This is a genomic window from Mesorhizobium sp. M7A.F.Ca.MR.148.00.0.0 (assembly GCF_003997735.1).
GTDB lineage: Bacteria > Pseudomonadota > Alphaproteobacteria > Rhizobiales > Rhizobiaceae > Mesorhizobium.
Window position 1 is genome coordinate 1 of sequence record NZ_RZTB01000408.1, and the last position, 437, is coordinate 437.

The 437-nt window shown below is 56.5% G+C and carries 1 pseudogene; it reads right to left on the bottom strand.

The window, feature by feature from the left end:
* A pseudogene (locus EOB49_RS38425) lies at nucleotides 1-133 on the bottom strand (gfo/Idh/MocA family oxidoreductase); the annotation flags it as partial.
* Nucleotides 134-437: the final 304 nt, after the last annotated feature.

The window sequence follows — 437 nt, forward strand, 5'->3', positions numbered from 1 at the left end:
TGTCGGCCGAAATATCGGCACAGGCGCGCAATTCGATCCCGCCAAAAAGCCCGGCGTTGCGCAGGTAAGTCATCGAGATGTTGCCGCATCCGATGACGCCGATCCCGAGTTTGGTCTTTGATATTCCGTGCATTTCGATCCTGCCTCCCAATGCGCTCATGGCCCGCCGGATCCGCCCAGCCGTTAGGCGGATCGCTTTCGCAAAAGGCTATACAACATTTTAAATATTGACGCGCGTAAAATTTTTATACAACATGCGAAAATGCTGGTGCGATATCGGGGAGGCCGCCAGCCCTGGGAGGAGAAAATGACAGGCATGAAAACCGGCCGACCGCCGATGCGAATCCTGTGGGCTATGCGCGCATTGGATACTCGGTCGCAACCAGGGACCGCGACGGGGTCAGGCATAGATCACCTTGGCCCCGGTCCTATCAAGC